A 26,415-nucleotide genomic window follows, 5' to 3' on the forward strand; every position below is an offset into this window, starting at 1 on the left:
CTCAGTTCGGCTCAGTTCGGCTTGGCGACGCGCAGGATCTTCGGGGTCACGAACACCAGCAGTTCGGCCTTGTCCTTGCTGCGGCCACGCTTCTTGAACAGGTTGCCCAGGAACGGGATGTCGCCCAGGAACGGCACCTTGGCCACGCTGCTGCGGTCGTTGAACTCGTAGACGCCGCCGATCACCACGGTCTGGCCGTCGTCCACCAGCACCGCGGTGTTGATCTCGCGGCGGTTGATGATCGGCACGGTGCCGTAGTCGGTCACTTCCAGCATGCTGTCGACCTCGTCCTTCTTCACGTTCATGTTGAGGAAGACGCGGTTGTCCTTGGTAATGGTCGGGGTGACCTTCAGTTCCAGCAGCACTTCCTTGAACTGCACGTTGGCCGTCGGCGCGCCGCCGGCGCCACCGCCGCCGGAGATGGTGACGTAGCCGATTTCCTTGCCCTGCTTGATCACGCCTTCGCGCTGGTTGGCGGTGACGATGCGCGGGTTGGAGACCACTTCGCCGCGTCCTTCCTCCTGCATGGCCGACAGTTCCACGTCCAGCGAGAAGCCGCCGCGCAGCAGGGTGTAGGCGATCGAGCTGGCCGGCGTCTCGGTGTACGTGCCGGCCGGCAGGTTCACGTTGAGCCCACGGCCGGTGGAGGTGTTGCCGATCGTGCCGAGCGAGCCGCCGTACGCGTCGCCTCTGCCGGTGACAGGATTGCGGTTGTTGACGTTGACGCCGAACTTCGCGCCGAGGTCGCGCGCGAAGGTATCGGTCGCGATCACGATGCGCCCCTCGATCAGCACCTGGTCGACCGGCCGGTCGATCACCGCGATCAGCTCGCGCATCTGCGCGATCTTCTTCGGGATGTCGCTGACCATCAGCGTATTGGTGCGCTCGTCGGCCACGATCATGCCGCGCTGGGACAGGAAGCCGTTCTCGCGCTGCCCGCCACCGGTCCCGCCACCACCGGTCGTGCCGTTGTTGCCGATGCCCTTGGCCTCGGTCAGGGCTTTGAAGATCGCCTCGGCGCTGTGGTAGTTGATCTGGATGTAGTCGGTCACCAGGTTCTCGCGCTCTTCGATGGCGATGCGCGCGTCTTCCTTCTCCTGCTCGAACTTGGCCAGCTCAGGCTGCGGCGCGACCCAGATCACCCCGCCATCGCGACGCTTGTCCAGGCCCTTGGCGCGCAGGACGATGTCCAGCGCCTGGTCCCAGGGCACGTTGACAAGGCGCAGGGTCACGTTGCCCTGCACGGTGTCGGAGGCGACCACGTTGAGGTTGGACTCCTCCGCGATCAGCTGCAGCACGGTGCGAACCGGCACGTCCTGGAAATTGAACGTCACCGGGCGGCCGCTGTAGCCGCGTGCGGCCACGGTCGCGGCCGCCTGCGCCACGGTCGTGGAGGTCACCGCACCGGTGGCGGCCTGTTCCTGGCGTGGCGAGATTTCCACCACGTACTCGTTGCCGGACTGGTAGGCCAGCGACTCGAACGCGCCCCGGGTGCTGAGCACCAGCTGCGAGCCCTTGCCCGACGGCCTGGCGTCGATGCGCTGCACCGGCGTGGCGAAGTCCACCACGTTCAACGGCCGCTGCAGTTCGGCCGGCAGGGTCGCGTTGCCCATGTCGACCACGACGTCGTTGCCCTGCGTCCGCAGGTCGGGACTGGCGCCCTGCCCGTCGAACTGCAGGATGAGGCGGCCGGCGCCATCGTCGCCGCGCTTGAAGTCGACCTTGGTGACCGCGACGGCCGCCGCCGGCTGCACGGCCGGAGCAACCGGCGCGGTAGCCGCGGCGAAGGCCGCGAACGGAGAGCCGCAGGCCAATGCCAGCGCAACTCCCAATGCGCGGGCGTGGACCATCGCTTGGCGCCGGGCGGGACGCAGGCTCAGGGCTTTGGAAAAAGTCATCGTGCTATCCCCAATAATCATTCATCGATCGTCAAGCGCCAGCGAGGCCGGGCGTTCCAGCCAGCCGCCGGCACCATCGGGCACCAGTTCAATCAGCTCAATGCCGTCCTCGCGCACACCGGTGACGCGGCCATCGCTCTGGCCCAGGTACACGCCGGGACGGACGCGGTAGGTCACCTTGTCCGGCCCCATCACCAGCGCCACCATGCTGGCGCCCTTGCCGATCGTCCCCACCATGTCCAGGCTGTCGAGCGGGAACGCTTCCAGCGGCTCCTTGCGGCGGTTCGGATCCGGCCGCAGCGAGCTGCCCCCATCCGGATTGGCCCAGGCATCGCTGAACGGGTCGCGCAGTCCCTGGGCCGAGTACTCGAACGTCTCGAACTGCTGCATCACCGGCAGCGGATCCAGCGGCTCGGCCGGACGTGCGCGCACGTCGGCGATCCATTTCTCCAGGTTGGGCGCGTCGCCCGGCGTGCTGGTGATTCCACGCGAGCACCCCGTTGCCGCCAGCAGCAGTGCGGCAGCGCAAAGGGCCTTGATAAGAAGGGAACGATCCATCACTTGCCCCCCTTCTTGCGCGCCACTTCTTCGGTGGCGGCCTTCTTTTCCTGTTCCTCGAGCTCGGTGTCGTCCAGGTAACGGTAGGTCTTGACCGTTCCGGACAGCTCCAGCGCGCCGCTGCGCGCGGTGATGCCGGCCTTGGGATCCTTCGGCTTGAGGTTGATGTCGTGCATGGTCAGGATCACCACGCGCGGCAGCGAGGCCACGCCGCTGACGAAGGCACCGAACTGGTGGTAGCTGCCCACCAGCCGCAACGCGATCGGCTTCTCGGCGTAGAACTCCTTCAGCTGTTCGTCGCCCGGCTTGAACAGTTCGTTGTTCAGGCCGCTGGACAGCGCCGTCTGCGACACGTCGATGATCAGGTCCGGCATTTCGGTCTTGCTGGGCAGCTGGCGCAGCATCTGCTGCAGCACCTGCTCCATCTGCGCGAGCTGCTGCTTGAGCGGCTCGAGGTTGACCGCGCGCTTCTGCTCCTTCTCGAAGTCCTGGCGCAGGGTGACTTCCCTGGCTTCCAGCTCCCCCAGTTCCTCGGACTTGCCGCGGATCACCAGCAGGTAGGACAGGCCGAGGATCAGCACCGCCAGCAGGGCGCAGAACACCAGTTTCGGGCCCTGCGGCCAGTTGCCGATGTTGTTGAGGTCCAGATTGTTGAAACTGCCCTTCTTCTGGCTCATGGGCGGGCCTCCTTCTGCGCTGCGGCCGCCGGCTCAGGCGCCGGCTGCGCCGCATAGGCGGCAGCCGCGGGGGCCGCAGCCGGCGCAGCGGCTTCGGCCTGCGCGGGTGCCGGCTCGGCGGCCGTGTTCTCGCCCGGCGCCGGCAGCTTCACCTTCAGCATGAAGACATAGGGCAGCGACTTGATGTCCACCGCACTGCCGGTGGCTTCCTGCGCCTTGGCCTCGATGATCGACAGCTCCGGATTGGTCATCCAGCCGGAACTTTCCAGGTTGCGCATGTAGGCACTGACGCGCGCGTTGGACTGGGTGCGGCCTTCCAAGGTCAGCGTCTCGCCTTCCTGCTTGAGCGTGGTCAGCACCACGCCATCGGGAATGGTGCGCACCAGCGCGTCGAACAGGTGCACCATCTGCGAACGCTTGCCCTGCAGTTCCTCGATCACCTGCTTGCGGGCGAGCAGCCGGTCCTTCTGCCGGTCCAGCCGCTCGATCTCCTGGTTCTGCTGCTTGACCTTGGCGATCTCGGTCTCGAGGTAGGCGTTGCGCTCGTTCTGGCCGCTGACCTGCCGGTCGTAATAGAAATAAAGGAGCAGCGACAACAGCACGCCGGCGAGCGCGGCCAGGCCCAGCATGGTGTAGAACTCGCGCTGGCGCTGCTTGCGCCGTTCGGCGCGCCACGGCAATAGATTGATGCGTGCCATCAGTCGAACCCCCGCAGGGCCAGCCCGGTGGCGATCATCAGCGCCGGGGCATCCTGGGCCAGCGCGTGCGCCTGCACCTTCTGGCCCAGCGTCATCTGCGCCAGCGGATTGGCCACCGACGTGCTCACGCCGAGCTGTTCCTCGACCATGGTCGGCAGGCCCGGCAGCGACGCGCAGCCGCCGGCGAGCACGATGTGGTCGACGCGGTTGAATTCGCTGCCGGCGTAGAAGAACTGCAGCAGGCGGCCGATCTGCTGGACCGTCGCTTCCTTGAACGGCTCCAGTACCTCGACCTCGTAACTCTCCGGCAGGCCGCCCTGGCGCTTGGCCAGTCCGGCTTCCTCGTAGCTCAACCCATAGCGGCGCATCACCTCGTCGGTGAGCTGCTTGCCGCCGAACACCTGTTCGCGGCTGTACAGGCTGCGGCCGCCGCGCAGGACGTTGAGCGTGGTCATGGTCGCGCCGATGTCCACCAGCGCGACGACGCCGTCGCTGGCCACCGGCAGTTCGCTGGCCACCAGCGCGAAGGCGTTCTCGATCGCGAACGCTTCCACGTCCATGACCCTGGCCACCAGCCCGCCCAGTTCCAGCGCCGACTGGCGCAGCTCCACGTTCTCCGAGCGCGAGGCCGCCAGCAGCACCTGGACCATTTCCGGGTTGTTGGGCACCGGCCCGAGCACCTCGAAGTCCAGGCTCACTTCCTCGATCGGATACGGGATGTAGTTCACCGCCTCCAGTTCGACCTGGGCTTCCATGTCGCTCTCGTCCAGATCGGCCGGCATCGGGATCACCTTGGTGATCACCGCCGAACCGGCCACCGCGGCCGCCGCTCCCTTGACGCGCGTCCCCGAGCGCGCCACGGCACGGCGGATCGCTTCACCGACCGCCTCGACCTCGACGATGTTCTTTTCCACCACCGCGTTCGGCGGAAGTGGTTCCACGGCATAATGTTCCACACGGAAACGATTGCCGCTGCGGGCGAGCTGAAGCAGCTTCACCGCAGTCGAACTGATGTCAACGCCGATGAGCGGCTGTTGACTTTTTGGGATAAGCCCCACGGTTTCTCCCCTGCCGACGGGCACTTGGACGCATTTGTTGCGCCCGCGCATTAATAATGAATTTCTGGCGATTGGCAACCGCTCCGCACGCAGGCCGAGAAATACGTCACGCCGGCAGAGCCATCCCCAACCACTTGTCCCCAGGGACGGCCCCAGCCGCTCCCTCGCGTACTCTATACTCTGCGGCCACGAAATCCGCAATCGGGATCCTGCTTGATGCCCCGTTTCCGTCGCTGGCTGCGCTGGCTGCTGGCACTGTTCGTCGCCCTCGCCCTGGCGGGCGCCATCGCCGCCGGCGCCCTCTATTACATCGTCTCCTCCAAGCTGCCCGACGTGCAGTCCCTGCGCGAGGTGGAACTGCAGGAGCCGATGTACGTCTACGCCAGCGACGGCAAGCTGATGGCCGTGTTCGGCGAGACCCGGCGCTATCCGATCCAGATGAAGGACGTGCCCGAGCGCCTGAAGCAGGCGTTCCTGGCCACCGAGGACGCCCGTTTCTACGAGCATGGCGGCGTCGACTACAAAGGCATCGCCCGCGCGGTCTGGCTGCTGGCCACCACCAGCGACAAGCGCGTGCCGGGCGGCTCGACCATCACCCAGCAGGTGGCCCGGCAGTTCTTCCTCAGTTCCGAGTACAGCTACACCCGCAAGCTGGCCGAGATCCTGCTGGCGCGAAAGATCGAGAGCGAGCTGAGCAAGGACGAGATCTTCGAGCTGTATCTGAACAAGAGCTTCTTCGGCAACCGCGCCTACGGCGTCGGTGCGGCGGCCGAGTACTACTACGGCAAGAAGCTGGCCGACCTGGACCTGGACGAGATGGCCTCGCTGGCCGGCATCCCCAAGTTCCCGTCCAGCGGCAACCCGATCAGCAACCCGGAGCGCGCGCGCCAGCGCCGCGACAACTACGTGCTGCAGCGCATGGCCGACCTGGGCTTCATCCCCCAGGCCGAAGCCGACGCGGCCAAGGCGGTGCCGATGCACGCCACGCCGCACGAGCCGCCGATCGAGGTCAACGCGCCCTACGTGGCCGAGATGGTCCGCCAGGAGATGATCGCCCTGCACGGCGGCGACGTGCTTAACAAGGGCTACCGCGTCACCACCACCATCGACAGCCAGATGCAGGAAGCGGCCAACATCGCGGTGCGCGACGGCCTGCTGCTGTACGACCACCGCCATGGCTGGCGCGGCGCCGAGCAGCACATCGATGTTCCCGCCGATGCCGACACCGCCGCGCTGGCCCGGCAGGTCGCCGCGATCCCGGCCCAGTCCGGGCTGCTGCCGGCCATCGTCTCGGCGGTCCATGCCGACGGCGGCATCAGCGTGGTGCTCGCCAACCGCACCGAACTGGTGCTGCCGGCGGCCGCCAGCCGCTGGACCGCGCGCACGCCGGCCAAGCTGGTCGCGCGTGGCGACGTCATCCGCGTGCGTGCCGGCGAGAAGGAGGGCGAGTGGCTGATCGAGCAGCTGCCGGCCGGCCAGGCCGCGCTGGTCTCGCTCGACGCCGACAACGGCGCCCTGCGCGCCCTGGTCGGCGGTTTCAGCTTCGCCGGCAACAAGTTCAACCGCGCCACCCAGGCCCGCCGCCAGCCCGGCTCCAGCTTCAAGCCGTTCCTGTACGCGGCCGCGTTCGACAAGGGCTTCAACCCGGCCTCGATCGTGCTCGACGCGCCGGTGGTGTTCCGCGACCGCCGCGGCAAGACCTGGGAGCCGAAGAACGACGGCGGCGGTTTCCGCGGCCCGATGCGCCTGCGCGAGGCGCTGGTGCAGTCGCGCAACTTGGTGTCGGTGCGGCTGCTGGACAGCATCGGCGTGGATTTCGCCCGCAAGTACATCAGCGAGTTCGGCTTCCAGGAAGCGGAGCTGCCGCCGAACCTGTCGATGTCGCTGGGCACCGCCTCGCTGACCCCGCTGTCGGTCGCGCGCGGCTACGCGGTGTTCGCCAACGGTGGTTCGCGCGTGGACACCTGGACGATCGACGAGGTCAAGGACCGCGACGGCAACGTGGTGTTCAAGGAAAACCCGGCGCTGGCCTGCCGCGGCTGCGGCGGCAGCGCCGCCGGCGCGACGCCGGCCAGCCAGGTCGTGGACGGTTTCAACTTCGGTGCCGAGGCCGCGCCCGCGCCGGCCAGGCCCGAGGCCGTCGCCGGCGAAATCGGGCCCAAGACCGAACCGGAAACGCCGAACCCCGACGCCCGCACCGCACCGCGCGCCATCGATGAACGCACCGCCTACCAACTGGTGTCGATGATGCGCGACGTGGTCCAGCGCGGCACCGGCACCGCGGCCAAGGTGCTGGGCCGCGAGGACGTGGGCGGCAAGACCGGCTCGACCAACGACCACCGCGACGCGTGGTTCTCCGGCTTCGGCGGCGCGCTCGCGACCACCGTCTGGGTGGGCCGCGACGACTTCCGCTCGCTGGGCTACCGCGAGTACGGCGGCCGCGCCGCCCTGCCGATCTGGATCGACTACATGCGCGTGGCGCTGAAGGATGCGCCGATCGCGCGCAACGACCCGCCGTCGGGCATGGTCGAGGCCAGCGTCAACGGCGCTACCGAGTGGATCAAGGTCGAGGACCTGGACCGGATGCAGGAATTCGACTTCGACCAGAACGACACGCAGGCCGACGACGCCGCGTTCGACATCTTCTGATGCACGCCGGGATGGCGGCCCCGCCGCCATCCCGCACCGGCCCGGATTCCGGCGGGCTGCCGACAACCAGAGGGTGACCCGATGCCACGCCCGGCACCGAACGCGCAGCGCGGCAGCCGCGAGCGCCTGCTGATCGCCCAGGAAGCCGCCCGCCTGGTCCGCGAGAGCGGCATCCACGATCTCGACCAGGCCCGGCGCAAGGCGGCCAACCGGCTCGGCATCCACGACGAGGCGCTGTGGCCACGCCAGGCCCAGGTGATCGAGATGCTGCGCGAGCAGCAGCGCCTGTTCGACGCGCATTCCCAGCCGACCGCACTGCGCCGGCATCGCGAGTCGGCCGTGCAGGCCATGCAGTTCCTGCACGCCTTCCATCCGCGTCTGGCCGGCGCGGTGCTCGCAGGCACCGCCGATGACGGCAGTCCGGTGACCCTGCACCTGCATTGCGACGACAGCGACGCCGTGCAGCGCTTCCTGCACGACCAGCGCATCCCCGCCGAGGCGCGCACGTCGCCGCTGCAGTTGGCCGGACATGCGGCGCGGCAGCGTTATCCGGGCTGGGAATTCGCCGCCGACGGCATCGCCTTCGAATTGATCGTGCTCCCCGAGGACGCCCTGCACCATCCGCCGGTTTGCAGCGACGACGGCAAACCAATGCCGAGGGCGACACTCGCGCAGGTGCGGCAACTGCTGGCCGAAGCATCGGCGTAATCCCCTCGCCGCAGCACGATCACTCGCGCCGGCCCCGGAATCGAGCGCCACTGCACGCATCCGCACCGCGGCGCTGGTGGACATATTTTCACCACGCCCTGGAAAAGCCCGTGGCACATGGCCACGACGAACTTGTCCACAGCTTTTGCCGGGAGTGCCGCACAGGCGCTGTGGAAAACGGATCGCGGGAACGACCTTGCCGTCGCCCGCCGCCCGCCGCCCGGCAGGGAGCCGCCAGGAACGGCTTCAATCTTCGCTCGCCGATGGCCCGAAGAGTTGCACCCGGGATCGTCGAAGCGGTTCCCGACTTCTCCGCAGCCCGGGCGGTTGCCACCCAGGAGGCGACAACAAAAAGCCCCGCCGGAGCGGGGCCTTTCGCATGACGGTGGCGCATCGCTGCGCCCGCATCCTTAGGTGTAGTCGCGCACGTCGTGGCCGGTGTAGACCTGGCGCGGACGGCCGATCTTCATTTCCGGATCGACCTGCTGTTCCAGCCAGTGCGACACCCAGCCGGCGGTGCGGCCGAGGGCGAACATGACGGTGAACATCTCGGTCGGGATCTGCAGCGCCTTGTAGATGATGCCGCTGTAGAAATCGACGTTCGGGTACAGCTTGCGGGCGACGAAGTAGTCGTCCTGCAGCGCGGCCTGCTCCAGCTTGACGGCGACGTCGAGCAGCGGGTCCTTGAGGTTCAGCTGCTCCAGCACGTTCTGGGTCATCTTGCCGATGACCTTCGCGCGCGGGTCGAAGTTCTTGTAGACGCGGTGGCCGAAGCCCATCAGGCGGAAGCCGGAGGTCTTGTCCTTGGCCTTGAGTACGGCGGACTCGACGTTGTCGGCGCTGCCGATCTCTTCCAGCATCTTCAGCACGGCCTCGTTGGCGCCGCCATGGGCCGGACCCCACAGCGCGGTGACGCCGGCGGCGACCGATGCGTACGGGTTGGCGCCGGTCGAACCGACCAGGCGCACGGTCGAGGTCGAGGCGTTCTGCTCGTGGTCGGCGTGCAGGATGAACAGCAGGTCCAGCGCCTTCACCACGTTCGGGTTCAGTTCGTACTTGCCGTCGGCCGATTCGAAGGTCTGCTTCAGGAAGCGGCTGACGTAGTCCAGCGAGGTGTCCGGGGCGTTGGCCGGCAGGCCCTTGCCATGGCGGTAGATCAGCGACGACAGGGTCGGCACCTTGGCGATCAGGCGCACGGCGGCCTTGCGGCGCTGCTCGGCATCGGCCAGGTCCAGCGAAGCGTGATACTTGGCCGACAGCTGCGCGATCGCGGCGGCCAGGATCGCCATCGGGTGCGCGTCCTTGGCGAAGCTGCCGATCAGCGTGTTGATCGACGCGTCCACGCCGGCTTCCTCGGCCAGCTCGGCCTCGAACGCCTTCAGCTGCGCGGCGTCGGGACGCTCGCCATTGACCAGCATGTAGGCGACTTCGACGAAGCTGGACTTCTCGGCCAGCTGCTCGATCGGGTAACCGCGGTACAGCAGCACGCCGTTGTCACCATCGATGTAGGTGATGGCCGACTTGCAGCTGGCGGTGGCGGTGTAGCCGGAGTCGTAGGTGAAGAGACCGGTTTCCTTGGTCAGCTTCGAGATATCGACACAGTCGTTGCCCAGGACGGGTTTGACTACAGGCAGAACGACGGATTTTTCGCCGGCGTTGAGCGTGACCTGATCAAGATCGGACACAGTGTGCGCTCCTCAAGTGGAAGGCGCCTGTCCTGACGAGGAATGACGGGCAGACGCGTGAAGGAAGTTCCGCGGTTTTCCACCGCGGTTCGCGCCATTATCGCACAGCAGCATTTGCCGGTTGCCAGACGAAAGTCCTATGGACGACGCATGTCCGCGACACAGCGTCGCGATCGCGGTACCGGCGCGGTACGCGGGTGTTCAGCGCGGAAGGCGGCGGCAGGAAGCCCACTGGAGAAACCGTCCGGCATCGGGCGGGGCAACGGTTTCGAGGCCGCCCGCCCTGAGTGGCGGCCAGCCGAAGCCGCCGGAAACGGCTTTCGATGCGATCCATGGACAACGCGGGTTACCGCCGCGGAAGGCGGCAACAAAACAACGGCCGCGCTAGGCGCGGCCGCTGCTCTGGCGAAACGACAGCTTCCGATCAGCGCGCGTAGCGCTTCTGGAACTTGTCGATGCGGCCGCTGGTATCGATGACCTTGTGCTTGCCCGTGTAGAACGGGTGCGAGGCCGAGGAAATTTCGACCTTGATCAGCGGGTACTCTTCGCCGTCTTCCCATTTGACCGTCTCCTTGGAGGACATGGTCGAACGGGTCAGGAACTTGAAGTCGGAGGTCACGTCGTGGAAAACGACGTCGTGGTAATCGGGATGAATGTCGGCCTTCATGGGCTCGCACCGTGTGGGCTGGTGGTCAAGAGCGGCATTATAGTCCCGGCCTGCCCGCCTGGGCAAGCCGGAAATGCACGGAGTCAGGAAACCAGTCCCAGCGCCCGCCGCACCTGGCTTTCGAAGCGTTCCTGGTCGTAGCCGATCAGCAGCGTGGTGTTGTCCGGCGCGCCGGTCTGGCGGTTCCAGTCCACCACGGTGGCGCCGCGGGTGCGGCCGCCGGCCATCTCGATCGCCAGCGGGCGCTGTTCAAGCTTCGTCGCGCCTTCGGGCTGCAGCGCCCAGGCCATCGCCAGCGCATCGGCCGCGTACCAGTGCTCGCCGCGGCTGTCCTCGGACCACAGCCGGGTCTGGCGCGAGATCAGTTCGTAGAAGCGCGCCTTGTCGGTATCGGCGGCCAGCCACTGCTCCACGTTCCGGTGCAGCAGGCCATGGGCCACGGTGGCTTCCCAGTCGGCGACGTCGATATGCGGGAACGCGCTGAACACGATGTGCGCCGCTTCGGGGTCGAAGGCGATGTTGAACTCGGCCACCGGGGTGATGTTGCCGTGGCCGGTGATCGCCCCGCCCATCACCAGGAAGCGCTTCACGCGCTGCGGCAGGGTCGGGTCGAGCTTGAGCGCCAGCGCGATGTTGGTCAGCGGCCCCAGCGCGACCAGCAGCAACTGCCCGGCGTACTGGTGCGACAGGCGCAGGATCGCCAGCGCGGCATGCTCGGCTTCCACCGCGCGCGCGGCGACGGGCAGGTCGACATCGCCGAAGCCATCGCGGCCGTGCACATGGGCGGCATCCTCGGCCGGATACACCAGCGGATCGGGCGCGCCGGCGAACACCGGCACATCCTCGCGGCCGGCCACTTCGCACAGCTTCAGCGCGTTGCGCACGGTGTAGTCCAGGCCGACGTTGCCCGCCGCCACCGTCAACCCGATCACCTCGTGGCGCTCGTCGGCAAAGGCCATCAGCAGCGCCAGCGCATCGTCCACGCCCGGGTCGGTATCAATCAGCAACGGAATCTTCTTGCTCATCTCATGCTTGTCTTCTGGTCGGCCATGGAGTCTGGCACCTGGGCCATGGCAGGGGAAGTGCGCGTTCAGGCCGAGGCGTAGCGCGCCGCGCCGCCCACCCAGCGCGCCACGACGCGGTCGGCGACGGCCGGCGCCTCGGCCAGCAGGCGCTCGGCCAGGGCATGCACGCCCGGCAGCAGGGCCGCGTCGCGGGCCAGGTCGGCCACGCGGAACGCGGCCAGGCCGGTCTGGCGGGTACCGAGCAGCTCGCCGGGGCCGCGCAGCTCCAAGTCCTTTTCGGCGATCACGAAGCCGTCGTTGGTCTGGCGCATGGTCTCCAGCCGCTGCCGCGCCATCGCCGACAGCGGCCCCTGGTACATCAGCACGCAGCTGGACGCCGCCGCGCCGCGCCCCACCCGCCCGCGCAGCTGGTGCAGCTGCGCCAGGCCCAGACGCTCGGCGTTCTCGATGATCATCAGCGAGGCGTTGGGCACGTCCACGCCGACCTCGATCACCGTGGTGGCGACCAGCAGGCCGGTCTCGCCAAGCTTGAACGCACGCATCGCCGCCTGCTTCTCGGCGGCCTTCATGCGCCCGTGCACCAGCCCGACGCGTACGCCCGGCAGCTGTGCGGACAAGGCCTCGAAGGTCGCCTGTGCGGCGACGGCTTCCATGCGTCCCGCGTCCGCGCCCGGTTTCCCGTCCTCGTCGTCGCTCTCGTCGATCAGCGTGCACACCCAGTAGGCCTGCCGCCCCTGCGCGCAGGCCAGGCGGATGCGCTCGACCAACTCGGGCCGGCGTTCGGCGCTGATGACGATTGTCTGCACCGGCGTACGCCCGGGCGGCAGTTCGTCGATCGCCGACACGTCCAGGTCGGAATACGCCGCCATCGCCAGCGTGCGCGGGATCGGCGTGGCGGTCATCACCAGCTGGTGCGGCACGCTGCGGCCATCGGCGCCCTTGTCGCGCAGCGCCAGCCGCTGGTGCACGCCGAAGCGGTGCTGTTCGTCGACGATGGCCAGCGCCAGGTCGTGGAAGACCACGGTGTCCTGCATCAGCGCATGGGTGCCGACGACCACCTGCGCCTGGCCGGAGGCGATGTCCTCCAGCACCTTCGCGCGCGCCTTGCCGGTGACCTTGCCGGCCAGCCAGGCCACGCGCACGCCCAGCGGTTCCAGCCAGCCGCGAAGATTGGCCAGGTGCTGCTCGGCGAGCAGTTCGGTCGGCGCCGCCAGCGCCACCTGCTTGCCCTGCTCCACCGCCAGCATCGCCGCCAGCGCCGCCACCACGGTCTTGCCGGAACCGACGTCGCCCTGCACCAGCCGCAGCATCGGGTGCGGGCGCGCGAGGTCCTCGCGGATCTGCGCGAACACGCGCTGTTGCGCGCCGGTGAGGCGGAACGGCAGCGACTGGCGCAGCTGCCGCACGCGCTTGTCGCCGCCCTTCAACGCGGGAGCGTGATGCCGCTGCAGGGCGATGCGCTGGCGGCGCAGGCTCAGGTGGTGGGCGAGCAGTTCTTCCATCGCCAGCCGCCGCTGCGCCGGATGCGTGCCGGCGCCAAGCGCGGCCACGTCGGCGTCGGCGGGCGGACGATGCATGGTCAACAGCGCCTGCCGCAGCGACGGCAGCGCCAGTCCAACCAGCAGATGCGCCGGCAACAGCTCCAGCGCGGCCTCGCCGGGCAGGCGTTCCAGCGCCTGCCCTATCAGCCTGCGCAGGGTCGCCGGGCCGATGCCTTCGACGACCGGATAGACCGGATCCAGCGCGTCGCCCAGGCCGGCGTCCTCGCCGTCGCCGAGCATGCGGTAGCTCGGGTGCACGATCTCCAGCCCGTGCTGGCCGGGACGCGGGGTGCCATAGCAGCGCAGGCGCGCGCCGACCGCGAACTGCGCCACCTGCGCGGCGCGGAAATGGAAGAAGCGCAGCACCAGGGTGCCGCGCGAATCGTCCTCCACCGCCACCCGCAGCATCGGCCGGTAGCGGAAGCCGCGCTCCACCGCGACCACCCGGCCTTCGACCTGCGCGGCGGCGCCGGGCTGCAGCGCGGCGATGGCGCTGAGCCGGGTACGGTCTTCGTAACGCAGTGGCAGGTGCAGCCACAGGTCCTGCAGGCTGCCGATGCCGCGCGCCTGCAGCTTGGCGGCCACCGCCGGGCCGACGCCCGGCAGCGCCGTCACCGGCGTCTCGCCACTGGCCGCCAGTGCGGGGGCGGCCGGCCGGGTACGCGCCATGCGTGTGGATCAGTCCAGGATCATCACCGCGTCGACCTCGAACGCCGCGCCCTTGGGCAGGCCGGACACTTCGATGGTGGAACGGGCCGGGAACGGTGCCTGGAAGTATTCCTGCATCACCGCGTTGACCTTGGCGAACTCGCCCAGGTCGGTCAGGTACAGGCCCAGGCGCACCATCTTGTCGAGCGAACCGCCGGCTTCCTCGGCCACCGCCTTGAGGTTGTCGAAGGCGCGGCGCGCCTGCGCGGCGACGTCGCCGGCGACGATCTCGCCGGTGGCCGGGTCCAGCGGGATCTGGCCGGAGAAGTACACGGTGTTGCCGGCGCGCACGGCCTGCGAGTACGGGCCGATGGCGGCCGGCGCGTTGGCGGTGTTGATGATCTGGCGGGACATGGGGAGCTCCGGTTGGGATAAGACGCGCCATTGTAGCGTCCGCCCCCGCTGCATCGGTTCCCGCGCGATGTCGGGCAATGCCACGGCACCGCGATGCTGGACAATTCTTCGCCACCTGCCGGAGACGCACGCCGCGCAATGCGTGCGGGCGGTTATCCACAGCTTGTCGGCATGGCGCTGCACACCGGCTGTGGAGAACCGCTCGCGCGGCGAGCCATGGCGCCGGGGCGCTCCGTCGAAGGCAGCGGCATGGCGGAGCCGATCGACGAGATCGAGCTGCGGGCAGCCGCGTGGCGTACCCCACGCATCGAGACCGGCCACGGAAGCGCCCCGCCCTGCCGTCCGCCGCGCTACTGCCGCCGCACCGCCTGCACCACGCTCAGGCGCCGCAGCCGGCGCATCACTTCGGCCAGGTGGTTGCGGTCGCGCACCTGGATGTTGAAGCACAGCACCGCGGCGTTGAAATCGCGGTCCAGGTAGTCCACGCGCTCGATGTTGGACTGGCTCTGGGCGATGGCCGCGGCCAGCTGCGCCAGCACGCCGGTGCCGTTCTCCACTTCCACCACCAGCGCGGTGTCGTAGTCGCCGACCACGCTGCTGTCCCAGCCGATCGGCACCCAGCGCTCGGGCGACTTGCGCAGCTCGGCCAGGTTCGGACAGTCCATGCGGTGCACCACGATGCCCTTGCCGGCGGTGTGGTAGCCCATGATCTCGTCGCCCGGAATCGGCTGGCAGCAGCCGGCGAAGCTGACCACGCCGCGCTCGCTGCCGTTGATCAGGATCTTCTCCTGCGCACGCTGGGTGGTGCCGCCGGCGCGCGGCTCGCCGTGCGCCATCAGCGCCTGCGCGGCCTGGGTCGGCATCCAGTTGCCGAGCGCGACGTCGGCCAGGAAGGCCTCCAGGCGCGGATAGCGGTGCTCGCCGAGGAAGGCGTCCAGCCGGCCCTTGGGCAGGCGCTCGATCGAGCTGTCCATCGCCTCCAGCGCACGGTCGAGCATGCGGTGGCCCAGCTGCACCGCGTCCTCGTGCTCGAGCTGCTTGAGCTGGTGGCGGATGGCGGTGCGCGCCTTGGAACTGACCACGAATTCCAGCCACTGCGGCTTGGGCGTGGCCGAGCGCGCGGTGATCACTTCCACCGTCTGCCCGCTGACCAGCCGGGTGCGCAGCGGCACCAGCTTCTTGTCCACGCGCGAGGCCACCGCGCGGTTGCCGACGTCGGTGTGCACGGCGTAGGCGAAGTCCAGCGCGGTGGAGTTGCGCGGCAGGGCGAGGATCTTGCCCTTGGGCGTGAACAGGTAGACCTCGTCCGGGAACAGGTCGACCTTGACGTTGTCGAGGAACTCCAGCGAGGAACCGGCCGAGCGCTGCGAGTCGATCAGCTCGACGATCCAGGCATGGGCGCGGCTCTGCGCGCTGTTGGGCGTGTCGCCGCCGAACTTGTAGGTCCAGTGCGCGGCCACGCCGCGTTCGGCGATCAGGTCCATCTCCTCGGTGCGGATCTGCACCTCGATCGGCGAACCGTAGGGCCCGAACAGCACCGTGTGCAGCGACTGGTAGCCGTTGGCCTTGGGAATGGCGATGAAATCGCGGAAGCGCCCGTCCAGCGGCTTGAACGCCGCATGCACCGCGCCCAGCGCGTGGTAGCAGCTGGGCACCGAGCGCATCACCAGGCGGAAGCCGAACACGTCCATCACCTGGTCGAAGGTTTTGTTCTCCTCGCGCATCTTGGTGTAGATGCTCCAGGGCGTCTTGATGCGGCTGACCAGGCGGTGTTCCAGGCCCTCGCGCGCCAGCCGCTGCGAGAGCTGCACCTCCACCTGCGCCATCGCCTCGCGGCGCACCACCGGCTGGCTGCGGATGTGCTTTTCCAGGATCGCGTGGCGCCACGGGTACAGCGCCTTGAAGCCCAGGTTCTGCAGCTCGGACTTGATCAGGCTCATGCCCAGGCGCTGGGCGATGGGCGCGTAGATGTCCAGCGTCTCCATCGCGATGCGGCGCCGCGCCTCGGCGCTCTGCGCGCCCAGCGTGCGCATGTTGTGCAGGCGGTCGGCCAGCTTGATCATGATCACGCGCAGGTCGCGCGACATCGCCAGCAGCATCTTGCGGAAGCTTTCGGCCGCCGCTTCCTGGCGGTCGCGGAAGCGCAGCTTGTCCAGCTTGGTGACGCCTTCGACCAGCTCGGCCACGGTCTGCCCGAACTGCCCGGCCAGTTCATCGTGGGTGAGCGGGGTGTCCTCGATGGTGTCGTGCAGGATCGCCGCGACCAGCGCTTCGACGTCCAGGCCGAGCTCGGCCAGGATGCCGGCGACCGCGACCGGATGGGTGATGTAGGGTTCGCCCGACTTGCGGGTCTGCCCGGCATGCGCGGCCGCGCCCACTTCCCAGGCGCGGCGCAGCATCGGCAGCTGCTCGGCGGGCAGGTAGCTGGCTGCGCGTTCGAGTTGGAGTACGTAGTCCGGCACCGCGCCATCCGCGGGCGCAGCGACCTGGGCGGAGGGGCCTGGGTTCATGGCTTGGAAGATATGCCAGCGGCAACGACACGGCAACGGCGGAGACGCGACATCGCTCTGGCGCTGTCGCCCCACGGTTTGCAGTGCAAACCGTGGGCCCCGTCCTTCGCTCATCCACACCCCGTCGCTCCGTGGCGCCTCCTGGCTCAGGGGGCTTTCCTGCAGACGCAGCCGGAGTACAGGTTTTCAGGGTGCCGGGTGCCCGGAAAGCAGACAGCCCGCACGCGGCGGGCTGTTTGCGCATAACGACGATCCGGGGATCAGTCGTCGTTCTTGGACATGTCTTCGTCGGCGACGACTTCGGCGGCGGCCCATTCCAGTGCCTCGCGCTCGGCACGCTCGCGCTCGGCCTTCTCGACTTCCTCGATCAGCGCGTTGTCGATCTTGCGGGCGGCGATCTCGCGCAGCGCCAGCACGGTCGGCTTGTCCTCGGTCTCGCTGTTGTCGAGGGTGGCCTGCACGCCGTTGGCCAGCTGGCGGGCGCGCTTGGACGCCATCATGACCAGCTCGAAACGGTTGTTAACGACTTCCAGGCAATCTTCTACGGTAATGCGGGCCATGCGAGCTCCCGGCGACCAGCAGCGGCCGCTCGATCGGATGAGGGAAAGGGGGCGGATTGTACAGGCCGGCACCGGCGGAAATCAAATCGCGCCCCAGGCCAGCCCTTTGGAATCAATCAGTTGCCGTTCCGGGAAGGCGCCAGGAGCGGCCTCACGGCCACCATCGCCCCATCCCGGCGCAGCCCGGACTCAGTCCAGCAGCGAGCGGATCAGGCCGTCGTGGCGGACCTGCTGCTGCGCCCGGCGCAGGCGGCTGGCGGTGAAGATGGCGCACATCTCGTCCACCGCAGTGTCGAACACCTCGTTGACGATGACGTAGTCGAACTCGTCGTAGTGCAGCATCTCCTCGCGCGCGGCGGCCAGCCGCTGCGCCATCACCGCCTCGCTGTCCTGGCCGCGCTTGCGCATGCGGTCGTCCAGCGCCTGCTTGGACGGCGGCAGGATGAATACGCTGACCGCGTCCGGCACCTTCGCGCGCACCTGGCGCGCGCCCTGCCAGTCGATCTCCAGCAGCACGTCCTTGCCGGCGGCCAGCTGCGGCTCCACCGACTGCCGCGCGGTGCCCTTCCAGTCGCCGTGCACGCTGGCGTGCTCGAAGAAATCGCCGGCGGCGATCATGCGTTCGAACTCGGCGGCGCTGACGAAGTGGTAGTGGCGGCCGTTCTCCTCGCCCGGGCGCATCGCCCGCGAGGTGAAGGAGATGGACAGCGCGATCTGCGCATCGCGCGCCAAGGTGGCGTTGACGAGGCTGCTTTTGCCGGCGCCGGAGGGTGCCGCGACGATATAGAGGGTGCCACGCATCGCGCGGATCTCCGGTCGATGGTTCGGGCGGCGCACGATAACCAGCCCGGGCCGCCGCTGCAAATGCCGGGCCGGGTCAGAGATCGAACGCCAGCATGTCGCGCCCGGTCGCCGCGCGCACGATGCGCTGGTAGACGCCGGTGCCGCCGCCCCCGCCGGTCATCACCACCAGCCCGCGACGGCGCTGCGGGTCGCCCACCGCGAAGGTCTTGTAGCGGCCGGCGTTGGCGCCGCCATGGAAGAACCAGCGGGTGTGCGCATCGACCCGCTCCAGGTTCCAGCCCAGGCCCTTGTCCAGCCAGCCCGGGCGCACCGCCAGCTGCGGCGTCAGCATCGCCTGCCGGGTGGCTTCGGCGATCTCCCAGTCCTGCCGCGCCTCGCGCCGCATGACGTGGGCAATGAAGCGCGCGTAGTCCTGCACCGGCCCGCGCAGGCTGGCGGCGGCATTGGCGAGCAGGTCGCCCGGCCACACGAACATGCCCTCGGGCGCGGCGGCCCGCGCCTGCGGCAGCGCATCCACCGCATCGTCCCAGGTCCAGGCCGACAGCGGCTTGCCGCGCGCCTCGGCCAGGGGCTGCAGCAGCGGCCATTGCGCGCGGAAGGTCTGCACCACCGGCGCGGCGCCGGGCGCGGGCACGCCGGTCACCGAGTGGCGCGCGGCGTGCGCGTTCCAGGTGTAGGTGCTGCCGCGCATGCCGGCCGGCGCTAACAGGCGCTGTTGCGCCAGTTGATCCAGGCTCTGGCCGGTGACGGTCTCCACCACCCGCTGCAGCCAGAAGAAGGCCTCGCCCGAGTAGTTCACGCGCTGCCCGGGCTCAGCGATCGTGCGCAGGGGATCGCGATCGGGATGCGCGCGCCAGTCCGGCAGGCCGCTGCCGTGGCGCAGGACATCGCGCACGCTGATCCGCTCCAGCCGGGGGTCGTCGCCGGCCAGGAAGTCGGGGCGGTGGTAGTCCACCAGCGCGCGGTCGAGCTGCAGTTCCCCGGCATCGACCAGTTGCAGCACCAGGTAGGCGAACACCGGTTTGCTCAGCGAGGCGCACTCGAACACGCTGTCCGCATCCACCGGCGCGCCGCTTTGCACGTCGGCCACGCCGAACCCGCGATGCCAGGCCAGTTCGCCCCGCTCCACCACCGCGATGGCGACGCCGGGCACGCCGAAGGCGCGCATCCATTCCGGCAATCCGGCCAGGAAGGCGTCGGACGGAATCCACGGGCGGTCGCTACCGCCGGCCCCGGCGGCACGCAGCGCCACCGGCGGCAGCAGGCCGAGCGCGGCGGCGCCCGAAGCGGCGGCCAGGAACCTGCGTCGCTGGGCTGGATCGACATGCTTCCCGCGCATGGCCGTACCGGGGGTTCAAGGAGCCTGACTGGATAGCAGGCCATGCTCCCCGCGGCAAGCCGTCGCGGGATGGGCCGGTTTTCCGTCATTCTTTCTCCCGGCGGCAGCCCGGCGGGCACCAATGGGCATCGCGACGAACCGGCCGCAGGGACAAGGACAGCGAATGAGCGGATTCCCCCATCACCTGCTGGCGGCGACCGGCGCCCATTGCCAGCCAGGCAGCGGACCGGCAGGACTGGCGGCCCTCACCATCGCGCTGCGCCCGTTCCTGCTGGAGGAACGGCAGGTGGACACCTGCATCCACCTCGACGGCATCGCGCTGGACCTGCGCGACCCGCGAGACCACGCCGGCAACCGCCACCGTTTCCCGGTCAACCCGCAGCCCGGCTACATCGACGGCAGCCTTTACCTGCTGCACCGGCACGTACCGCTGGACGTGACCGCGCTGGCCTTCGGCACGCCGGACGCACAGGGCATGCCCATGCAACTGACCGGCACGCTGGTCTTTTCCGCCGCGGGCATCGCCGCCTGGGCCGACACGCCGCTCACGCTGGACTTCGTGCTGGACCTACCGCCCACGCCGGCGCAGGTCGACGCCGCCATCGCTTCGGCCATCGCCGCCACCGGCGCACGCACGGCCCGCGACGCCGGCCGCGCCATGGCCCGGCTGGTGCGCGACCATCCCGGCTGGGACGACCGCCAGGCGCTGCATGCCCGCCTGTGCCAGCATCTTTCCGCCACAGGAGGTGACCCGTGATCGACCGCGAGCAGCTGCAGTCCATCGGCCTGGCGCCCGACGACGCCGAGCGCGCGCGGCAGGCGCTGCGCGACGGCGACGTGCGCGGTTTCGTGCACGAACTGCTGTTGCACGGGCTGTGGAGCGACGTCGTCGACGAGACCCAGCCCACGCCATTGTGGACCACGCGCTGGCGGGAACTGGCCGACGCCGGCTTCCCGATCATCGACGCGGCCGCACTGCAACGCCTGCTCGATGCCGGCGCCGACGTACACGACCTGACCGGCGTGGTGCGCTCGGCGCAGATCCTGGCCATCCACAACATCGCGCAACTGCTTGACTACCCGGCGCTGGGGCTGGGCTGGGACCTTCCCGATGCCGCCACGCCGCACCTGGCCTGCGGCACCTTGGCAGCGTCCGATACGCAGCGCCTGCATGCGCTCACGCCGGAGCTGCTGGCGCGCGATCCAAGCGGACGCTCCGGCGAACCGCGGCCACTGGCGCTGCGGCAATGGCAGGCCCTGCCGGTGGAGGCGCGCGAGCGCATCCGCTGGCTGGTGCACGACCACCAGCGCGCGCAGGCCGCCGCGCTGTGGAAACAGCAGGTCGGCGGCGAACCGCGCGCCTGCCTGGAAGCGGTGGAAACGCTGCGCCGCACGTGGGAACTGGCGCCGTGAACGCCAGTTCGGCCCGGACGGCAAGCGGACAGCGCATGCCGCCATGCCGCGCCCTCTTCACCCTGCGCATCCGCGGTGTGGTTCCCGTGCAGGTTGCAGGCACCGTGACTGCACGTACGACGCTGGCGCTACGCAGCCAGTGGATGCAACCACCGGCCGGCTTGCTGCCTGGCAGGAATGCGCGTGCGCACCACGGCACCGGCGCACACGCGGCCATCGGCACTGACCAAGGAAACCGACCATGCGCCTGCGCGCCCTGCTGTGTTCACTGGTGTTGGCCCTGCAATCCTTCGCCGCCGGATGCGGCCATGCGAGAGCAACCTCGCCGCAGATCTATTTCACCGGCGACCAGCTGGCCTTGGCGCAGGCCATCCACAAGGGCGCCCTCGACGATATCGCGCCGCTCGCGCAACGCGTCGGTCGCGAGGGCCTGAACCGCCCCGGCGCACGGGACATGACGCTGCTCTTCTTCGCCCTGCAAAGCGCCATGGGCGAGAAGCCCCGACAGCTGCAGATCCTCACCGCGCTGGTCCGCGCGGGTGCCGACCCGACGCAGGAGGCGCCTGGCTTCGGCAGCGTGCTCGGCGTGGCCCTGCGCGCCAAAAGCCCGCTGTACTTACAGGCCCTGCTCGACGCCGGCGTGAACCCCGACACCGTGCTCGGCAGCTCACCCATCCTGTTCGACGCCGCCCGCGAGCACACTGCCGCCACGCTGGCGCTGCTGCTTGACCGCGGCGCCGGCATCGACAGGAAGAACATCCTGGGCAACACCGCACTGATGGAAGCGCTGCAGGGCATGCAGCTCGACCAAGTGATGTTCCTGCTCGACCGCGGCGCCAGCCCGCATTTCGTCAACATCAACGGCGTCTCGTTCGCGGGGCAGTTGCAGTTCCAGATCGGCCGGCAGCAGAGCGGCTCGCCCGCGCAGCGCCGCATGCTGCAGATCCGCGACCGCATCGTCGGCATGGGCGTGGCATGGCCGCCGCCTTCGCGCGATGAAGAGCGCCAGCGCATGCGTGAACGCGGACAGGAGCCCGACAAGCTGTTGCCCATCCGATGACAGCCCTCCAATCCGGCGAAAACCGGGCACATGCGTTGCGCCACCTGGCCTGGACGGCCGGAGGCGGCGTCGAAAAACTGCGCTGGCGGGGTGCTGCTGGCCGCCAGCGCCATGGGCATGGCGGCGGGCAGGCTGCTCCTGCTTTCGCCGCGGCGCTGGCAGCGCACCTGCCGAACGAGCGGTTTCGATACGAGCGTATGTATCGCCCGCTCACCAAGCGCAAGCAGCCATCAATGACAAGGCCACCGGACAACAACCCACCACTGCCTTGGCCACCAAGGCGCAGGTATACCCGTCCGTGATCGAGGCACTGGGGCGGCTGGACGGCGAGGGCCTCTTCGGCCGGTACCGCGAGGGACTGCTCAACGCGGTACTGTTCATCACCGCCCCCGACGCCGATGACACCGAGACGATGGAGGACCGGTCGGCCCGGTTGTTGAACCGACCCGAGGTCTGCAGGATTTACTGAAACAGCACAAGGACATGGGATGAACCCGGCACTGCTTCCCCCTGGCGACTGGCCCGTGCTGCTCCGCTCCGCCCCGTACTTCAGCCGCGCCATCATCGATGCGCTGCACGCAGCCGGCCCCGACGGCTTCGCGCCGCTGGTACGCGCGGTCTACTACTTCGACCTGTTCGACGCCCAGGTCTCCAACGGCGGTGTGGGCCAGTATTTCGACAACGTGGCCGCACACCTGGACGACGCGGCCGCTGTGCCCGGCATCATCGCGGCCAATCCGGTCTATGCGCCCGCGCTGCCGTTGATCGAGGAGGCGCACGCGATCTGGAACGCGGTGGCGGATGCATACCGCGCAGAAGACGACGACAACGAAGAAGAAGACGAGGATGGGGACGACCTGCTGGCCCCGCACGAGGAGCGCATGGAGGTCATCGCCACCGCCTTTTTCGCCCTGCACCACGCCCTCCGCCAACGGCTGGAGGAAGACATCGTGCGCGACCCGCAGCGCTACTTCGCCCTGGCGCCCGTGCCTGGCCTGCGCGGCCGCGGCGTCGAACACGTGGCGCTCGCGGACGGCGCGCACCGCCTGCGCTTCGTGGAGGGTTTTCCCCTGGGCCCCAATGTCTTCGAGAACGAAGACGGCGGCTGCGACGTGGTCTGGTTCTCGCCCGATCGCACGCTGTTGCAGTGCGAGACGGCCGGCTTCGGCGACGAGCGCAGCCGCCACTGGATCCACTACCCCAGCCAGGCCAGCAGCAGTTGGACGACCGGCGAAAACTTCATGAGCGGCGCCCTCCAGGCCGTGCGCAACGACCGGCTGGCGCTGGGCCTGGGCCACCACGGGCTGCACGAGACTTTCCTCGCCAACGGCCAGCGCGAAAGCGCGTCGCTGTACTGGCATGGCCAGGAGTTGTGCAGCGAACACTTCTACCCCGGCGGCTCGCCGCAACTGCGCATCGCGCCGCACGCCGGCGGCCAGCGCTGGCGGCGCTACTGGCCCAACGGGGCGCTCAATACCGAGAGCATCGAAGACCGCGACGGCCGCGACCGCTACCTGCGCTGCCTGGACGAGCGCGGCACCGACCTGGCGCCGGGCGGCACCGGCCGCCTGGTCGAAATGCTGAGCCTGGACGACGGCATGCGCCAATGGCGCGAAGGCGAACTGGTGGGCGGCTTCCTGCAGGGCCCGGTGCGCCGCATGGCCAGCCTGCCCGACGGCAGCGGCGCACGCGAGACGGAGCGCACGTTCTACAAGAACGGACGTGCGCAGTGATCACCAACGCTCCATCCCAATAGCTGCCAGCGCCCGCTGACAAGGCGTCGGCAGCCAACCCCGCCGCGGCCGGCAGCCTTACTCCAGGTTCTGCACCTGCTCGCGGATCTGGTCGATCAGCACCTTCAGCTCGACCGCGGCGTTGGAGGTGCGGCTGTCCACCGACTTGGAGCCCAGCGTGTTGGCTTCGCGGTTGAACTCCTGCAGCAGGAAATCCAGGCGGCGGCCGACCGGCTCGCGCTGGCGCAGCACGCGGCGGATCTCGCCGATGTGGCTGCCCAGGCGGTCCAGTTCCTCGTCCACGTCGAGCTTCTGCAGCCACAGCACCAGTTCCTGCTCGGCGCGGCCCGGGTCGACCGGGTGCGGCAGGTCGGCCAGGCGCGCAGCCAGCTTGGCGCGCTGACCTTCGCGGATGGCGGGAATCAGTTCGCGCACGTCGCCGGCGATGCGTTCGATCGCATCCACCCGCTCGCTGATCGCCGCGGTCAGCTTGGCGCCCTCGCGCTCGCGCGCGGCGACGAAGCCGTCGATGGTCTCGTCCAGCAGCGCCAGCGCTTCGGCATGCAGCGCCGCGGCATCGACCGCCTCGCCACGCAGCACGCCCGGATAGGCCAGCAGTTCGGTGAAGCTGACGCGCATGTTCAGGAAATGCCCGTGCAGGCGCTGCGCCACCTCGCCCAGCTGCTCGACCAGCGCCTCGTCCACCGCCAGCGTGGGCGCCGCCTCGGGCGCGCGCAGGCGCATGATCAGATCCACCTTGCCGCGGCTGATGCGCGCGGCCACGCGCTCGCGCAGCTGCGGCTCCAGCGCGCGCAGCTCTTCGGGCAACCGCACCCCCACTTCGAGGAAACGGTGGTTGACCGAGCGCAGCTCGCAGCCGAGGGTGCCCCAGCGCGTGACGCGTTCGCCGCCGGCATAGGCGGTCATGCTTCGGATCATGTGGATTTCCGGTGCGTTGCAAAGGGCGAATGGTACCCTAGGCGGCTCCGGATGCCGGCCCGCAGGCCGCCCGGACACTCCCACGACGCTCCATCGCCACCCGGATTTCCCATGACCTTTTCCCGTCCCAGCGGCCGCCAGGCCGACCAGCTGCGCACCGTCACCCTCGAACGCGGCTTCACCCGCCATGCCGAAGGCTCGGTGCTGGTGAGCTTCGGCCATACCCGCGTGCTGTGCACCGCCAGCATCGAGAACCGCGTGCCGGCGTTCCTGCGCGGCAAGGGCGAAGGCTGGGTGACCGCCGAGTACGGCATGCTGCCGCGTTCCACCCATACCCGCTCCGACCGCGAGGCCGCGCGCGGCAAGCAGGGCGGCCGCACGCTGGAGATCCAGCGCCTGATCGGCCGCACCCTGCGCGCCTGCATCGACCGCAACGCGCTGGGCGAACGCACCATCACCCTGGACTGTGACGTGCTGCAGGCCGACGGCGGCACCCGCACCGCGGCCATCACCGGCGCCTACGTGGCGCTGGTGGACGCGGTGAACACCCTGCTCAAGCGCGGCGAGATCAAGCGCAATCCCGTGTTCGGTGCGGTGGCGGCGGTGTCGGTCGGCGTCTACAAGGGCGTGCCGGTGCTGGATCTGGACTACGCCGAGGACAGCGACTGCGACACCGACATGAACGTGGTCATGAACGACGGCGGCGGCTTCATCGAACTGCAGGGCACCGCCGAGGGCCATGCCTTCCGCCGCGACGAACTGGACGCGCTGCTGGCGCTGGCCGATAAGGGCATCGGCGAACTGTTTACCGCGCAGCAGGCCGCACTGGCGCAGGCATGAACCGGCGCATCGCCCTGGTCACGCTGGTGGTGGCCGACTACGACGAGGCCATCGCCTGGTACACCGGCAAGCTCGGGTTCCAGCTGCTGGAGGACATCGACCAGGGCCACAAGCGCTGGGTGGTGGTCGGGCCGGCCGACGGCAGCGGCGCCGCCCTGCTGCTGGCCCGCGCCGGCGACGAGGAACAGCGCGGCCGCATCGGCAACCAGACCGGCGGCCGGGTCGGCTTCTTCCTGCACACCGACGACTTCCGGCGCGATCACGCCGCGATGACCGGGCGCGGCGTCGAATTCCTCGAGGCCCCGCGTGAAGAACCCTACGCCACGGTCGCGGTATTCCGCGACCTGTACGGCAACACCTGGGACCTGCTGGAGCCCAAGCAATGAAACTGGTCCTGGCCAGCGGCAACGCCGGCAAGCTGAAGGAACTGCAGGCCATGCTGGCCGAACTGCCGCTGCAGATCGTGCCGCAGCGCGAACTGGGCGTGGACGACGTGCCGGAAACCGGCCTGACCTTCGTCGAGAACGCGCTGATCAAGGCACGCCACGCCTGCGCGGTCACCGGCCTGCCGGCGCTGGCCGACGATTCGGGCCTGATCGTCGACGCGCTCGACGGCGCGCCCGGCCTGTACAGCGCGCGCTATGCCGGCAGCCCCACCGACGATGCCGCCAACAACGCCAAGCTGCTCGACGCGCTGCGCGACGTGCCGGCCGAACGCCGCGGCGCCCGTTTCTACGCGGTGATCGTGCTGCTGCGCCACGCCGGCGACCCGCAGCCGCTGATCTGCGAAGGCAGCTGGGAAGGCCGCATCGTCGACACGCCGCGCGGCAGCCACGGCTTCGGCTACAACCCGGTGTTCCTGGACGAGGCACTGGGCCTGACCGCCGCGGAAATGCCGCCGGAGCAGAAGAACGCCCGCAGCCATCGCGCCGCGGCGCTGCGCCTGCTGCTGCAGCGGCTTTCCCGCCAGCTGGCGCACTGAGCCGCGGCG

At 69.2% G+C, this 26,415-nt stretch carries 25 protein-coding genes; 10 read left to right on the forward strand and 15 right to left on the reverse strand.

Annotated features, from left to right (window positions below; genetic code table 11):
• Positions 1–11 precede the first annotated feature (11 nt).
• Genes CQ393_RS12400 through CQ393_RS12420 form a run of 5 tightly spaced genes read right to left on the reverse strand, consistent with a single transcriptional unit; the run spans position 12 to position 4,889 of the window.
• A complete protein-coding gene (locus tag CQ393_RS12400) occupies positions 12–1,898 on the reverse strand; it encodes a type IV pilus secretin PilQ family protein (RefSeq protein WP_153191865.1) in 1,887 nt (628 codons plus the stop codon).
• Between the two features lie 21 nt (positions 1,899–1,919).
• Positions 1,920–2,456 carry a pilus assembly protein PilP gene (locus CQ393_RS12405; RefSeq protein WP_153191866.1) on the reverse strand — a complete coding sequence of 179 codons (537 nt, stop codon included), beginning with the start codon at positions 2,454–2,456 and terminating at the stop codon, positions 1,920–1,922.
• Positions 2,456–3,133: a type 4a pilus biogenesis protein PilO gene (gene pilO, locus CQ393_RS12410; RefSeq protein ID WP_153191867.1), complete on the reverse strand. Its 678-nt coding sequence runs from the start codon at positions 3,131–3,133 to the stop codon at positions 2,456–2,458. Before pilO ends, CQ393_RS12405 begins: the two co-directional genes overlap by 1 nt.
• Positions 3,130–3,831 carry a PilN domain-containing protein gene (locus tag CQ393_RS12415; protein WP_153191868.1) on the reverse strand — a complete coding sequence of 234 codons (702 nt, stop codon included), beginning with the start codon at positions 3,829–3,831 and terminating at the stop codon, positions 3,130–3,132. Before CQ393_RS12415 ends, pilO begins: the two co-directional genes overlap by 4 nt.
• Positions 3,831–4,889: a pilus assembly protein PilM gene (locus CQ393_RS12420; RefSeq protein WP_343199953.1), complete on the reverse strand. Its 1,059-nt coding sequence runs from the start codon at positions 4,887–4,889 to the stop codon at positions 3,831–3,833. Before CQ393_RS12420 ends, CQ393_RS12415 begins: the two co-directional genes overlap by 1 nt.
• 216 nt (positions 4,890–5,105) lie before the next feature.
• Here CQ393_RS12420 and CQ393_RS12425 point away from each other — a divergent pair, with 216 nt between their 5' ends.
• A complete protein-coding gene (locus tag CQ393_RS12425) occupies positions 5,106–7,538 on the forward strand; it encodes a penicillin-binding protein 1A (protein ID WP_153191870.1) in 2,433 nt (810 codons plus the stop codon).
• 81 nt (positions 7,539–7,619) lie between these two features.
• Complete coding sequence (locus CQ393_RS12430) at positions 7,620–8,246, forward strand: hypothetical protein (RefSeq protein WP_153191871.1); 627 nt, start codon at positions 7,620–7,622, stop codon at positions 8,244–8,246.
• Between the two features lie 410 nt (positions 8,247–8,656).
• Here the strand turns inward: CQ393_RS12430 and CQ393_RS12435 are convergent, their stop codons facing one another.
• The 9 genes from CQ393_RS12435 to CQ393_RS12475 all read right to left on the reverse strand — a co-directional run bounded on the left by CQ393_RS12435 (position 8,657) and on the right by CQ393_RS12475 (position 19,439).
• Positions 8,657–9,931, reverse strand: a complete 1,275-nt coding sequence (locus CQ393_RS12435; RefSeq protein ID WP_343199954.1) for a citrate synthase — start codon at positions 9,929–9,931, stop codon at positions 8,657–8,659.
• Positions 9,932–10,355: 424 nt separating this feature from the next.
• The gene (locus CQ393_RS12440; protein WP_153191872.1) at positions 10,356–10,598 is read right to left on the reverse strand and encodes a type B 50S ribosomal protein L31; all 243 of its coding nucleotides are present in this window, start codon (positions 10,596–10,598) and stop codon (positions 10,356–10,358) included.
• Between the two features lie 83 nt (positions 10,599–10,681).
• Positions 10,682–11,623, reverse strand: a complete 942-nt coding sequence (locus tag CQ393_RS12445; RefSeq protein ID WP_153191873.1) for a nucleoside hydrolase — start codon at positions 11,621–11,623, stop codon at positions 10,682–10,684.
• Between the two features lie 65 nt (positions 11,624–11,688).
• The gene (recG, locus tag CQ393_RS12450) at positions 11,689–13,833 is read right to left on the reverse strand and encodes an ATP-dependent DNA helicase RecG (protein WP_153191874.1); all 2,145 of its coding nucleotides are present in this window, start codon (positions 13,831–13,833) and stop codon (positions 11,689–11,691) included.
• A 9-nt stretch (positions 13,834–13,842) separates the two neighbouring features.
• Entirely contained in the window at positions 13,843–14,226 is a 384-nt protein-coding gene (locus CQ393_RS12455; RefSeq protein WP_153191875.1) for a RidA family protein, read from the reverse strand.
• Between the two features lie 350 nt (positions 14,227–14,576).
• Positions 14,577–16,736: a bifunctional (p)ppGpp synthetase/guanosine-3',5'-bis(diphosphate) 3'-pyrophosphohydrolase gene (locus CQ393_RS12460; RefSeq protein WP_153191876.1), complete on the reverse strand. Its 2,160-nt coding sequence runs from the start codon at positions 16,734–16,736 to the stop codon at positions 14,577–14,579.
• Positions 16,737–16,996: 260 nt separating this feature from the next.
• Positions 16,997–17,296: a DNA-directed RNA polymerase subunit omega gene (rpoZ, locus tag CQ393_RS12465; protein ID WP_054667378.1), complete on the reverse strand. Its 300-nt coding sequence runs from the start codon at positions 17,294–17,296 to the stop codon at positions 16,997–16,999.
• 189 nt (positions 17,297–17,485) lie between these two features.
• Positions 17,486–18,097, reverse strand: a complete 612-nt coding sequence (gene gmk / locus CQ393_RS12470; RefSeq protein ID WP_153191877.1) for a guanylate kinase — start codon at positions 18,095–18,097, stop codon at positions 17,486–17,488.
• A 76-nt stretch (positions 18,098–18,173) separates the two neighbouring features.
• Positions 18,174–19,439 carry a serine hydrolase domain-containing protein gene (locus CQ393_RS12475; RefSeq protein WP_153191878.1) on the reverse strand — a complete coding sequence of 422 codons (1,266 nt, stop codon included), beginning with the start codon at positions 19,437–19,439 and terminating at the stop codon, positions 18,174–18,176.
• A gap of 163 nt (positions 19,440–19,602) precedes the next feature.
• Here CQ393_RS12475 and CQ393_RS12480 point away from each other — a divergent pair, with 163 nt between their 5' ends.
• From CQ393_RS12480 to CQ393_RS12500, 5 genes are all read left to right on the forward strand, one after another.
• On the forward strand, positions 19,603–20,196 hold the full coding sequence (locus tag CQ393_RS12480; RefSeq protein ID WP_153191879.1) for a hypothetical protein: 594 nt from the start codon (positions 19,603–19,605) through the stop codon (positions 20,194–20,196).
• On the forward strand, positions 20,193–20,852 hold the full coding sequence (locus tag CQ393_RS12485) for a hypothetical protein (RefSeq protein WP_153191880.1): 660 nt from the start codon (positions 20,193–20,195) through the stop codon (positions 20,850–20,852). Before CQ393_RS12480 ends, CQ393_RS12485 begins: the two co-directional genes overlap by 4 nt.
• 241 nt (positions 20,853–21,093) lie before the next feature.
• On the forward strand, positions 21,094–21,912 hold the full coding sequence (locus CQ393_RS12490; RefSeq protein ID WP_153191881.1) for an ankyrin repeat domain-containing protein: 819 nt from the start codon (positions 21,094–21,096) through the stop codon (positions 21,910–21,912).
• A 298-nt stretch (positions 21,913–22,210) separates the two neighbouring features.
• The gene (locus CQ393_RS12495; protein ID WP_153191882.1) at positions 22,211–22,381 is read left to right on the forward strand and encodes a hypothetical protein; all 171 of its coding nucleotides are present in this window, start codon (positions 22,211–22,213) and stop codon (positions 22,379–22,381) included.
• 19 nt (positions 22,382–22,400) lie between these two features.
• The gene (locus tag CQ393_RS12500; protein WP_153191883.1) at positions 22,401–23,645 is read left to right on the forward strand and encodes a hypothetical protein; all 1,245 of its coding nucleotides are present in this window, start codon (positions 22,401–22,403) and stop codon (positions 23,643–23,645) included.
• 78 nt (positions 23,646–23,723) lie between these two features.
• Here the strand turns inward: CQ393_RS12500 and CQ393_RS12505 are convergent, their stop codons facing one another.
• Positions 23,724–24,584: a YicC/YloC family endoribonuclease gene (locus CQ393_RS12505; protein WP_153191884.1), complete on the reverse strand. Its 861-nt coding sequence runs from the start codon at positions 24,582–24,584 to the stop codon at positions 23,724–23,726.
• A 111-nt stretch (positions 24,585–24,695) separates the two neighbouring features.
• Here CQ393_RS12505 and rph point away from each other — a divergent pair, with 111 nt between their 5' ends.
• Genes rph through rdgB form a run of 3 tightly spaced genes read left to right on the forward strand, consistent with a single transcriptional unit; the run spans position 24,696 to position 26,406 of the window.
• Positions 24,696–25,424, forward strand: coding sequence for a ribonuclease PH (rph, locus tag CQ393_RS12510; RefSeq protein ID WP_153191885.1), 729 nt, complete (start codon positions 24,696–24,698; stop codon positions 25,422–25,424).
• Entirely contained in the window at positions 25,421–25,810 is a 390-nt protein-coding gene (locus CQ393_RS12515) for a VOC family protein (RefSeq protein ID WP_153191886.1), read from the forward strand. Before rph ends, CQ393_RS12515 begins: the two co-directional genes overlap by 4 nt.
• Complete coding sequence (gene rdgB, locus CQ393_RS12520) at positions 25,807–26,406, forward strand: RdgB/HAM1 family non-canonical purine NTP pyrophosphatase (RefSeq protein WP_194269667.1); 600 nt, start codon at positions 25,807–25,809, stop codon at positions 26,404–26,406. The genes CQ393_RS12515 and rdgB overlap by 4 nt, the downstream gene beginning before the upstream one ends.
• The last annotated feature ends 9 nt before the right edge of the window (positions 26,407–26,415 follow it).

Source organism: Stenotrophomonas sp. MYb238 (genome assembly GCF_009496535.1).
Taxonomy (GTDB): domain Bacteria; phylum Pseudomonadota; class Gammaproteobacteria; order Xanthomonadales; family Xanthomonadaceae; genus Stenotrophomonas.

Excerpts from the sequence above, each read along its gene's own strand:
- CQ393_RS12400 (WP_153191865.1), bottom strand. The coding sequence starts at position 1,898 with ATGACTTTTTCCAAAGCCCTGAGCCTGCGTCCCGCCCGGCGCCAAGCG.
- CQ393_RS12405 (WP_153191866.1), bottom strand. The coding sequence starts at position 2,456 with ATGGATCGTTCCCTTCTTATCAAGGCCCTTTGCGCTGCCGCACTGCTG.
- pilO (WP_153191867.1), bottom strand. The coding sequence starts at position 3,133 with ATGAGCCAGAAGAAGGGCAGTTTCAACAATCTGGACCTCAACAACATC.
- CQ393_RS12415 (WP_153191868.1), bottom strand. The coding sequence starts at position 3,831 with ATGGCACGCATCAATCTATTGCCGTGGCGCGCCGAACGGCGCAAGCAG.
- CQ393_RS12425 (WP_153191870.1), top strand. The coding sequence starts at position 5,106 with ATGCCCCGTTTCCGTCGCTGGCTGCGCTGGCTGCTGGCACTGTTCGTC.
- CQ393_RS12430 (WP_153191871.1), top strand. The coding sequence starts at position 7,620 with ATGCCACGCCCGGCACCGAACGCGCAGCGCGGCAGCCGCGAGCGCCTG.
- CQ393_RS12440 (WP_153191872.1), bottom strand. The coding sequence starts at position 10,598 with ATGAAGGCCGACATTCATCCCGATTACCACGACGTCGTTTTCCACGAC.
- CQ393_RS12445 (WP_153191873.1), bottom strand. The coding sequence starts at position 11,623 with ATGAGCAAGAAGATTCCGTTGCTGATTGATACCGACCCGGGCGTGGAC.
- recG (WP_153191874.1), bottom strand. The coding sequence starts at position 13,833 with ATGGCGCGTACCCGGCCGGCCGCCCCCGCACTGGCGGCCAGTGGCGAG.
- CQ393_RS12455 (WP_153191875.1), bottom strand. The coding sequence starts at position 14,226 with ATGTCCCGCCAGATCATCAACACCGCCAACGCGCCGGCCGCCATCGGC.
- CQ393_RS12460 (WP_153191876.1), bottom strand. The coding sequence starts at position 16,736 with ATGAACCCAGGCCCCTCCGCCCAGGTCGCTGCGCCCGCGGATGGCGCG.
- rpoZ (WP_054667378.1), bottom strand. The coding sequence starts at position 17,296 with ATGGCCCGCATTACCGTAGAAGATTGCCTGGAAGTCGTTAACAACCGT.
- gmk (WP_153191877.1), bottom strand. The coding sequence starts at position 18,097 with ATGCGTGGCACCCTCTATATCGTCGCGGCACCCTCCGGCGCCGGCAAA.
- CQ393_RS12475 (WP_153191878.1), bottom strand. The coding sequence starts at position 19,439 with ATGCGCGGGAAGCATGTCGATCCAGCCCAGCGACGCAGGTTCCTGGCC.
- CQ393_RS12480 (WP_153191879.1), top strand. The coding sequence starts at position 19,603 with ATGAGCGGATTCCCCCATCACCTGCTGGCGGCGACCGGCGCCCATTGC.
- CQ393_RS12490 (WP_153191881.1), top strand. The coding sequence starts at position 21,094 with ATGCGCCTGCGCGCCCTGCTGTGTTCACTGGTGTTGGCCCTGCAATCC.
- CQ393_RS12500 (WP_153191883.1), top strand. The coding sequence starts at position 22,401 with ATGAACCCGGCACTGCTTCCCCCTGGCGACTGGCCCGTGCTGCTCCGC.
- CQ393_RS12505 (WP_153191884.1), bottom strand. The coding sequence starts at position 24,584 with ATGATCCGAAGCATGACCGCCTATGCCGGCGGCGAACGCGTCACGCGC.
- rph (WP_153191885.1), top strand. The coding sequence starts at position 24,696 with ATGACCTTTTCCCGTCCCAGCGGCCGCCAGGCCGACCAGCTGCGCACC.
- CQ393_RS12515 (WP_153191886.1), top strand. The coding sequence starts at position 25,421 with ATGAACCGGCGCATCGCCCTGGTCACGCTGGTGGTGGCCGACTACGAC.
- rdgB (WP_194269667.1), top strand. The coding sequence starts at position 25,807 with ATGAAACTGGTCCTGGCCAGCGGCAACGCCGGCAAGCTGAAGGAACTG.